Annotated in this window: 7 protein-coding genes; 6 read left to right on the forward strand and 1 reads right to left on the reverse strand. The window is 68.2% G+C overall.

Features of this window, described 5'->3' with window-relative positions; translation table 11 throughout:
• Positions 1-198 (forward strand): hypothetical protein (locus VXC91_RS38925; protein WP_329512081.1); only part of this gene is annotated, 198 nt, incomplete at its 5' end.
• Between the two features lie 372 nt (positions 199-570).
• Here VXC91_RS38925 and VXC91_RS38930 read toward each other — a convergent pair.
• Positions 571-1,812, reverse strand: coding sequence for an ROK family transcriptional regulator (locus VXC91_RS38930; protein ID WP_329512082.1), 1,242 nt, complete (start codon positions 1,810-1,812; stop codon positions 571-573).
• A gap of 403 nt (positions 1,813-2,215) precedes the next feature.
• On the opposite strand from VXC91_RS38930, the gene VXC91_RS38935 reads away from it, so the two are divergent.
• From VXC91_RS38935 to VXC91_RS38955, 5 genes are all read left to right on the forward strand, one after another.
• Positions 2,216-3,586 (forward strand): extracellular solute-binding protein, encoded by a 1,371-nt coding sequence (locus VXC91_RS38935; protein ID WP_329512083.1) that lies wholly within the window; start codon positions 2,216-2,218, stop codon positions 3,584-3,586.
• Complete coding sequence (locus VXC91_RS38940; protein ID WP_329512084.1) at positions 3,586-4,509, forward strand: carbohydrate ABC transporter permease; 924 nt, start codon at positions 3,586-3,588, stop codon at positions 4,507-4,509. The genes VXC91_RS38935 and VXC91_RS38940 overlap by 1 nt, the downstream gene beginning before the upstream one ends.
• A gap of 68 nt (positions 4,510-4,577) precedes the next feature.
• Positions 4,578-5,435: a carbohydrate ABC transporter permease gene (locus VXC91_RS38945; protein WP_329512086.1), complete on the forward strand. Its 858-nt coding sequence runs from the start codon at positions 4,578-4,580 to the stop codon at positions 5,433-5,435.
• A gap of 28 nt (positions 5,436-5,463) precedes the next feature.
• On the forward strand, positions 5,464-8,523 hold the full coding sequence (locus tag VXC91_RS38950; protein WP_329512087.1) for an alpha-mannosidase: 3,060 nt from the start codon (positions 5,464-5,466) through the stop codon (positions 8,521-8,523).
• Positions 8,520-9,446 (forward strand): ROK family protein, encoded by a 927-nt coding sequence (locus tag VXC91_RS38955; protein WP_329512085.1) that lies wholly within the window; start codon positions 8,520-8,522, stop codon positions 9,444-9,446. The genes VXC91_RS38950 and VXC91_RS38955 overlap by 4 nt, the downstream gene beginning before the upstream one ends.
• The last annotated feature ends 227 nt before the right edge of the window (positions 9,447-9,673 follow it).

Here is a 9,673-nt window from a genome sequence, read left to right on the forward strand (position 1 = left end):
TCTCCCAAGACTGCGGCCAAGGGGCACTTCCCGATCGTCAACGGCTCGACCACGGACTTCGCCCACCCGTACGCGATGACCTACTACGGTGACCCGTGCCACAAGCATGCAGCCGACAAACCGATTCGCATCGCCCACCTGCTCAACAACCCGGCACACGTCCATGACAACCAGCTCTGGGGCGTCCTGAAGAAGTAGAAAGCCCCCAAGCGGGACTGTGTTGGGTCTTCCTGTTGGGAAAGAGAAGAACCGCGAGCAAGCCGATGCGGCCTAGGGCAACCGCCAGTTTTTCCACCGCACTTGTTGGGGCTGCTCTCCTCGCCACCACCAGTTCCGCAACTGCAGTCACGCCTCAAACTCGTGAGCAGATCCACGCTCTGGCTGCACCATGCCCCAGGCGATCAACGACCAGGGCAGATCGCCCGCTTCGACATACGCAGACGCGAACGCCTCGCCGGCACCCTCCACGCGTACGAACATGCCGCGTGATCTCGGACGACAAGGTTTCCGGCAAGGACAGGGCCGGATCGGCCTCTGCCGCTTCGGCACGGCCGTACGGACCGGGTCGAGTTACCTGGGGTGTTCGGTGAGTTGCCGCCACCCTGGTGCGTAATTGCCGTGCAGGACCAGGGAGGCGGCGCCCACGGCGCCGACTGTGTCTCCGATGAGACTGGGTTCGATGCTGACGCGACGGACGACGCGGGCGATTGATGCGCCGTTGACTGCGGCGTCGATCTCCTCGGACAGGATGGATTCGAGTCCCTTGACGGCTTCGCCGCCGATGACAATGCGGCCGACGTCGAGCAGGTTGACGGCGCTGCGGGAGGCTTGGCCGATCCGCCGAGCGGCCTGGCGCACGGCGTCGGTGGCGGCCGGGTCGCCCCGCCGGACGGCTTGCCGGAACTGTGCCCAGTCGCTGTGCAGGGACTTGGGGGTGGCGGTGAGTCCGAGCCGGGCCATCACTTGTTCCCCATGGCGTTCGGACAGGTCGGCGAGGATGGCGGCGGGGGAGCAGTAGGTCTCCAGGCAGCCTGTGCCGCCGCAGCTGCAGGTCCGGCCTCCGTGTTCGACGACGATATGCCCGAATTCGCCCGCATTGCCGGAATCGCCGTGCAGGATGGTGTTGTCCAGGCTGACGCCACCGCCGATGCCGGTGCCGATGTAGATGAACAGGAAGCTGCCGGAGCGTTCCGCGCCCCCGATCCAGCGCTCACCTATGGCGGCCGCGGTGGCGTCCTTGTCCATGGCGACCGGCATGCCCATCGCCTCGCTGAACATTTTTGCGAGCGGAACCTGGCCCCAGCCGGGAAAGTTGGGTGGATCCACGATAGCGCCGTTGGCGCCGTCGATTGGACCGGGGGTGGCGATGCCTGCCCCGAGGACCCGGTCCGGATCCACCGCGGCGTCCCTGACCAGGCGTTTCACTGTACGTGCGACTTGTTCGACGAGGTCGGCGGGGTCGACGGGCCCGATGAGCCGAATGCGACGGCTGCGCACCACGTCGCCGGCCAGATTCACCAGGGCGACCACGACGAAGTCCGGGTCGAGGTGCACGCCCACGGCGTAGGCGCCGCACGCGCGCATCGACAGGAGGGTCCTGCGCTTCCCGCCGTCGGAGTACGCGTGGCCGGACTCTTCGATCAGCCCCTTGTTGAGGAGTCGGCGGACGACGTTGGAGATGGTCTGGGCCGTCAGCCCCGTGAGCGGGACGAGTTCGACGCGGCTTATCGGCCCGTGTGCGCGGATCGCATCCAGGACGACCGTCTGGTTGTACCCGCCGACCCGCGGCAGGTTCGTCCCCCCTGGAATCACTCGTGGTCTCCTCTGCCTGGGGCGACAGGTGCCGCTGGCCTGTGTGGTGTGGGTTCGCTGGAAAATCCGGCCGGGGTGCCTGCGTGGAAGCGGTGAGCGTTGCAGGCGGAAGGCAGGCCGTCATCACCAGCCGGCCGCGGGTGCACGTTCTGCATCCAGGGCCAACCGGACCGTAGCTCATCGTGGTGGCGGCCGCCAGGGATTCACTCCGGCGCACCGCTCAGACTCGAATACGAATATTCAATTTCATCACAGGTGTTGACTCTATCAATCCATTGGATTTAGCTAGCGCCACCGCCCGGACCAACGGTCTCGGCGGCCGGCGTGCGCCCGAGCGGCGCCCGCGCACGCATTTCGTCACTGTCTCCCACCCGCACCCCACCCCACCCCTCGGAGGATTGCAGTGCGTTCTAGGCTCCTCACAGGCGCGGCCATCGCCGCCGCCACCGCCCTGGCCGTTACAGGTTGCAGTACCTCCTCCGGCGGCGACTCCAAGACGATCAAGGTCGTCTACAAGCAGAATCCGAACAACGGCAACAAGGTCCAGGCGAACTACCTGCGCCCGATGGCCAAGGCGTTCGAGAAGGCCAACCCGGGCACCCACGTCGAGCTGGTGCCCGTCACGGCCTCCGACAGCGACTACTTCACCAAGATCGACCTGCTGATGAAGTCCCCGGCCACGGCACCCGACCTGGTCTACGAGGACACCGCGGTCATCAATTCCGACATTGCTGCCGGCCTGCTCAAGCCGCTGGACTCCTACGTCTCCAAGTGGTCCGACTGGGCGCAGTTCGAGGACGTCTCCAAGGGCTCGGTCAAGGGCTTCTCGGACGGCAAGACCTATGGGGTGCCGGACGGCACCGACACCCGTGGGATCTGGTACAACAAGGAGATCTTTGCTAAAGCCGGCATATCGGTCCCGTGGCAGCCCAAGACCTGGGACGACATTCTGGATGCCGCGAAGAAGGTCAAGGCCAAGGTCCCCGACGTCACCCCGCTGAACCTGTACAGCAGCGTCGCCAGCGGCGAGGCCTCCTCCATGCAGGGCATGGAGATGCTCCTGTACGGCACGCCCGCCGCCAAGAACTCCCAGTACGACTGGTCCAAGAAGAAGTGGGTGACGGGCAGCCAGGGCTTCAAGGACGCCCTCGACTTCGTCCACAGCGTCTACGGCGGAGGCCTCGGTCCCTCGCTCCAGCAGGCGCTCGGGGCCAACTTCAGCGACACCGTCGCGACGCAGCTGCTGCCTCAGGGCAAGCTCGCGATGGACATCGACGGCTCATGGATGCCCAACAACTGGCTGCCGTCCGGCGGCGCGCCGTGGAAGGAGTGGAGCTCGGTGATGGGTGTGGCGCCGATGCCGACCCAACACGGCGAGGGCAGTGGCAAGATCAGCATGTCGGGCGGCTTCGCCTGGTCCATCCCCGCCAAGGCCAAGAACCCCGACCTGGCCTTCAAGTTCCTGAAGTCCATCCAGACGGAGTCCGCGGCGGCCGAGTGGGACGTCGTGAACGCCCAGATTCCCGTGCGCAAGGACGTCGCTGCCGACCCGACCTACATCAAGGGCCTGCCGAGCAACAAGTTCTTCACCGATCTGGTCCCCAACACCTTCTACCGGCCCAGCCTGCCCGCGTACAACCAGGTCTCCACCGCCATCCAGAAGGCCATGGAGTCCGTGGCCAGCGGACAGGGCTCGGTCGAGAAGGCCGCCTCCGCGTACGACGACGAGGTCGCGGCCGCCGTCGGTGGCGACAGCACGGTCAAGGGCTCGTGATGAGTGCGGCAACACAGGCCCCCGGCCGTCGTCCCAGGACGTCGGCCGGGCAGGCCCCGGCCTTCCTGCAGAACCTGCTGCGTGGGATACCGGTACTCCCCTCGGTCGTCCTGCTGCTGATCTTCATGGCGGGCCCCATCGCCTACTGCATCTACTACGCGTTCACGGACCTCCAGCTCACGGGCGCGTCGAGCAGCCACTTCGTGGGCCTGGACAACTTCACCCGCGCCTTCGCGGATCCCAACTTCACCAACTCGGTCGTCCTGACCGTGGCGTTCACCGTCGGATCCGCCGTCATCGGGCAGAACACGCTCGGTCTGGCCCTGGCCGTCCTGATGGAGAAGGCCTCCAAGCCGGTCAAGGCGGTGACGAACGCGGTCGTCATCGCCGCCTGGGTCCTGCCCGAGGTGGTCGCCGGCTACCTGATGTACGCGTTCTTCTACGACCAGGGCACCCTCAACAACATCCTCTCGGCTCTGCACCTGCCGGAGCAAACCTGGCTCGTCACCCTGCCGATCATGGCAGTGTGCCTCGCCAACGTCTGGCGGGGGACAGCGTTCTCGATGATGGTGTACACGGCCGCTCTCAACGACGTCCCGCGGGAACTGATCGAGGCCGCCGAGATGGACGGCGCGGGCCCCTGGCAGCGGCTGCGGCTGGTCACCCTGCCGGTCATCCGCCGCTCCATCACGACCAACCTGATGCTGATCACGCTCCAGACCCTCTCGGTCTTCGGGCTGATCTACACCATGACCCGTGGCGGACCGGGCAACAAGAGCGAGACGTTGCCGATCTTCATGTACCGGCAGGCGTTCCAGAACAGCCTCATCGGTTACGGAACGGCCATCGCGCTCGTCCTGCTCGTCGTGGGTGCGCTGTTCTCCGCCGTCTACGTCCGGATTCTCAAGCTGGAGGACTCCTGATGGCCCTGACCGACGCCCCCGGCACCCCCGGCACCGTCTCCGGAGCGGAGCGTACCGGCAGAACCAAGATGCCCGTCACGATCCTGCCCGCCTCCGGCCGCGCACGGCGCTCCCGCCTCGGCCGACTGGGCGCCAACACCGTGCTGCTCGCCATTTCCCTGGTGTACGTTCTGCCGCTGCTGTGGATGGTGCTGGCATCGGTGAACGCCCACGCCACCTTCAAGCTCTCGCTGCCGTCGCCGTTCACGCTGTCCAACTTCGACGCGGTGCTGAACGTGGAGACCACGTTCCGGCCGATGCTCAACAGCCTTGTGCTGTGCGGCGGGGGCACCCTGCTGTGCGTGGTGTGCTCGATCCTGGCCGCTTACCCGCTGTCGCGCTACCGGTCGCGGATGCGGCGGCCGTTCCTCTACACGATCCTGTTCTCCACCGGGTTGCCGATCACGGCGGTCATGATCCCCGTGTACAGCATGTTCGTGCAGGTGAACCTCATCGACTCGATCCCGGCCACCACGCTGTTCCTTGCGGCGTCGGCACTTCCGTTCGGCATCTGGCTGATGAAGAGCTTCATGGACGGGGTGCCGATCGTGCTGGAGGAGGCCGCCCGGATCGACGGCGCCAACACCATGCAGGTGCTGTGGCGCGTGGTCCTGCCGCTGATGTGGCCCGGCGTCACCGTAGTGACGATCTTCACCTTCATCGGGATGTGGGGCAACTTCTTCGTCCCCTTCGCACTGCTGCTGTCCCCCGAGAAGCTCCCGGCGTCGATCAGCGTCTTCACCTTCCTCAGCTCCCACTCCTCGAGCCAGTACGGGCAGTTGTCCGCGTTCTCGATCCTCTACTGCATCCCCGTCGTCATGCTCTACCTGCTGCTCGCCCGCAAGCTCGGCGGCGGGTTCGCACTCGGCGGAGCCCTCAAGGGCTGATGATCTTCACCACGAACGGAGCATGACCTTGCACGACGAGCGCGAAGTCACAGAGCGGCGTGTCGACCGGGTGCTCAACCAGCGCATCCGGCCCGCCGTCCACGCCCGGTCCGTCCCGCTCGAGATCGGAGTGTGGGACGTACCCGGCGAGCCCGTCCCGGTCGACACCGGTCTGGCGGCGACCTACCGGCCCACGCGGGTCGGCGAGTCCTGGGGACCCGCGTGGTCCACCCGCTGGTTCAAGGTCAGTGGCACCGTCCCCGAGGAGTGGGCCGGACGAACCGTCGAGGCGATTCTGGACCTCGGCTTCGACACCATCTCGCCGGGAATGTCCGCCGAAGGGCTCGTCTACCGGCCGGACGGCAGCGCGGTCAAGGCAATCAACCCGCGCAACACGTACGTGCCGATCGCCGCGCCCGCGGCCGGCGGCGAGACGTTCACGTACTTCATCGAGGCCGCCGCCAACCCGCTCATCCTGCCGCCCTGGGGCAACGAGTTCCTCCCCACGCGGGACGGGGACCGGGCGGCCTGGCTCCTCGACGAGAACGCCCCGGCCGGTGAACCCCAGTACGTGCTCAGCCGGATGGACCTCGTCGTCCTCGACGAGGAGGTGTGGGAGCTCGTCCAGGACATCGAGGTCCTGTCCCAGCTGATGCGCGAGCTGCCCCTGGAGTCCCCGCGGCGCTGGCAGATCCTCAAGACACTCGACCGCGCGATGGACGCCGTCGACCTCCAGGACATCAGCGGCAGCGCCACCGCCGCCCGCCAGGTCCTGGCCCCGGCTCTGGCCGCGCCCGCGAACGCCAGTGCGCACCGCGTCTCCGCGATCGGACACGCCCACATCGACACCGCGTGGCTGTGGCCCCTGCGCGAGACCGTCCGCAAGGTCGCCCGCACCGTCTCCAACGTCACGGCGTTGATGGACGACCACCCGGAATTCCGCTTCGTGATGTCCCAGGCCCAGCAACTGGCCTGGCTGAAGGAGTCCCGCCCCGGGGTCTACGCCCGAGCGGTGGAGAAGGCCAAGACGGGGCAGTTCCTGCCCACCGGCAGCCTGTGGGTGGAACCCGACACCAACATCACCGGCGGTGAGTCGCTCGCTCGCCAGTTCGTGCACGGCAAGCGCTTCTACCTCGACGAGTTCGGCGTCGAGACCGAGGAGATGTGGCTGCCCGACACCTTCGGCTACAACGCGGCTCTGCCGCAGCTGATGAAGCTCGCGGGGGTTCGCTGGTTCCTCACCCAGAAGATCTCCTGGAACACCACCAACAAGTTCCCGCACCACACCTTCTGGTGGGAGGGCATCGACGGCACGCGCATCTTCAGCCACTTCCCGTCCGTCGACACGTACAACAGCGAACTGTCCGGTGCGGAAATCGCCCACACCGTCCGCAACTTCCAGGACAAGGGCGCCGCGAATCGCTCCATGATCCCCTTCGGTTACGGGGACGGCGGTGGCGGCCCCACCCGGGAGATGCTGGCGCGTGCCGCCCGGCTCACCGACCTGGAGGGCTCCGCCCGGATCGCCATCGAGAAGCCGGCCGACTTCTTCGCCCAGGCCCATGCCGAATATCCCGACGCGCCGGTCTGGGCCGGCGAGCTCTACCTGGAATTCCACCGGGGCACCCTGACGAGCCAGCTCGGCACCAAGCAGGGCAACCGGCGCAGTGAACATCTGCTGCGCGAGGCGGAGTTGTGGGCCGCCACCGCCGCGATACGCAGCGGGGCACCGTACCCGTACGAGGTCCTGGACCGGCTGTGGAAGATCGTGCTGACGCACCAGTTCCACGACATCCTGCCCGGCTCCTCCATCGCCTGGGTCCACCGGGAGGCCGAGGAGACCTACGCCGAAGTCACCCAAGAGCTGAACGGGCTGATCGACACGGCCCAGCGTGCCCTGGCCGGGCCCGCCTCCGACGACGGCGTGGTGGTGTTCAACGGCGCACCGCACGCCCGTGGCGGCGTCGCCGCGTTCGGAGCCGCGCCCCGGGAGGCCGTCGCGGACACCGACGCGGTCGCTCCCTCGGCCGGTGAGGACGGCGGCTTCGTCCTGGACAACGGCCTGGTGCGCATCGCGATCGACGCCCGCGGCCTGGTGACCTCCGCCTACGACCTCGCCGCCGAGCGGGAGGCGCTCGCACCCGGGAGCGTCGCGAACCTGCTCCAGCTGCACCAGGACTTCCCCAACCAGTACGACGCCTGGGACATCGAGGCCTTCTACCGCAACTCGGTGCGCGACCTGACCGATGCGGACGAGGTGTACGCCACCGGCTCGGCGGTGCACGTCGTACGGACCTTCGGAGCCTCGCGCATCGAGCAGCAGCTCAGCCTGCGCGCCGGCGCCCGCCGCCTGGACATCGACACGCTGATCGACTGGCACGAGACGGAGAAGCTGCTCAAGGCCGCCTTCCCGCTCGACGTGCGCGCCGACCACTCCAGCGCCGAGATCCCCTTCGGCCACGTCCAGCGACCCACGCACACCAACACCAGTTGGGACGCGGCCAAGTTCGAGATCTGCGCCCACCGCTTCCTGCACGTCGGTGAACGCGGCTGGGGAGCGGCCCTGGTCAACGACTCGACGTACGGCCACGACGTGACCCGCGACATGCGTGCCGACGGCGGCACCACCACCACCGTCCGGCTGTCGCTGGTACGTGCGGCGCGCTTCCCCGACCCCGAGGCCGACCAGGGCAGCCACCGGCTGCGGTACGCGTTCGTGATCGGCGCGGACATCGCCGACGCGGTCCGCGAGGGGTACCACCTCAACCTGCCGGAGCGGACCCTCCCCGGCACCGCACAGGTCGCCCCTCTCGTCTCCGTGGACAACGAGGCGGTCGTGATCGAGGCGGTCAAACTCGCCGACGACCTCTCGGGCGATGTCGTCGTCCGGCTCTACGAAGCCCACGGCGGTCGTGCCCGGGCACGGCTGGTCACCGGGTTCGAGCTGGAATCGGCGGTCTCCACGGACCTGTTGGAGCGCCCGCTGGACGAGCCGGGAACGTACGAGGTCACCGAGGAGGGGATCCGACTGGCGCTGCGTCCGTTCCAGATCGTCACCTTGCGGCTGAGCGTACGAGGACAGCGGTGAACCCCACCCTGGTGGCCGGGATCGACATCGGCGGCACCAAGATCGCGGCGGGGATCACGGACATGGCGGGCGACGTTCTCTTCGGCGCCCGCCGCCCGACCCCGGCCGGCGATGACGCCGCGGCCGTGATGGGCGCCCTGGCCGAGGTGATCGGCGAACTCGCCGCCCGCCCGGAATGGGCGGCGGTCCGGGCCGTCGGCATCGGCAGCGCCGGACCGCTCGACGGCTCGCGGGGCACGGTGAGCCCCATCAACATTCCCGCCTGGCGTGACTTCCCGCTCGTCGACGAGGTGCGGGCGCTGGTCGGCGGTCGTCCGGTCGGTCTCGTCGGTGACGGTGCGGCCATGGCCTCGGGCGAGCACTGGCGCGGTGCCGCCGCCGGGGCCCGGGACGCGGTCTGCCTCGTGGTCTCCACGGGCGTCGGCGGTGGGCTGATTCTCGGTGGTTCCCTGTGCGCCGGGCCCACCGGCAACGCCGGACACCTGGGCCACATCATTGCCGAGCCCGACGGAGAGCCGTGCGCCTGCGGAGCCAGAGGGTGTGTGGAGACGGCGGCGGGGGGGCCGGCGATCCTGGCGTGGGCGCTGCGTCACGGCTGGCGCCCCGATGGCCCAGGGGCTGCGACCACGCAGGCGGTCGCGGAAGCCGCACACGCCGGTGACCCCGTCGCCCTCGCGGCCTTCGACCGCGCCGCCAGGGCCGTCGCGGTCGCCGTCGGTGCCGTCGCCAACCTCACCGAGGCCCGGCTCGCCGTCATCGGCGGTGGTGTGGCCCGCGCCGGTGACGTCCTGTTCCGTCCCCTGCGCTCCCACATCGACATGGTCACGCGTCTCAGCTTCGCCCGCGGCGTCACCGTCGTCCCGGCAGCGCTGGGTGAGCGGGCCGGTGTCATCGGCGCCGCAGCACTGGCCCGCGATCTTTAGAGACCAGTCCTGTGCTCGCAGTTGACTTCTTCGCGTCAGGTGTGAGCCGGACTGACCGGTTGGCGGAGAATGGTGCGCAGTCCGCTGGGTGCCGTCTGCCGTCTGCGGGCATCAGAGAGTTGAAGTGCTCTCTCGGCTGTAGCCGGGAGATTCCTGCTTACCTTGCGGTAGCGGGTTTGACGCGCTTCGCGCGCCTGACGACTGCCCTCCCGGCAGCCGGGGTGAGC

Source organism: Streptomyces chiangmaiensis (genome assembly GCF_036281785.1).
In the GTDB taxonomy this organism is placed as follows: domain Bacteria; phylum Actinomycetota; class Actinomycetes; order Streptomycetales; family Streptomycetaceae; genus Streptomyces; species Streptomyces chiangmaiensis.